Below are 321 nucleotides of genomic sequence, written 5' to 3' on the forward strand. Positions count from 1 at the left end.
ACTTCGTCGGCGAGATGGATGGCCGATCGATTCCAGTGGGAGGCAAGGTGGATCTAATCAGCTATAAGGCCGACGAAGAGTGGGGCGGCGCGGATATTGAATTGCTACGTAAGGCACTAGCACCACTGACCATTCATATCGTCTACCGGGATGTGTACGGCGGTCGCCACCCGGCCTATCTTCGATCGTTGAGGTGGTTTGCGCGGCTGAGTTGACAGTGACGTAATTGATCTGCATCATTCTGCCACTGTCAAGAATTGTCCCTGAAGCCCCGGCCCTTGAGCTGGGGCTTCTGCGTTTCCGGGACCCGAACACCGATCA

The 321-nt window shown here is 56.1% G+C and carries 1 protein-coding gene; it reads left to right on the forward strand.

Annotation, left to right across the window (positions count from 1 at the left end; genetic code table 11):
• Positions 1-215, forward strand: a 215-nt coding sequence (locus EN850_RS36740; RefSeq protein WP_189591329.1) for a hypothetical protein, incomplete at its 5' end; no start/stop codon positions are given.
• Positions 216-321 lie beyond the last annotated feature (106 nt).

Origin of the sequence: Mesorhizobium sp. M8A.F.Ca.ET.207.01.1.1 (assembly GCF_004794715.1) — a bacterium.
GTDB lineage: Bacteria > Pseudomonadota > Alphaproteobacteria > Rhizobiales > Rhizobiaceae > Mesorhizobium.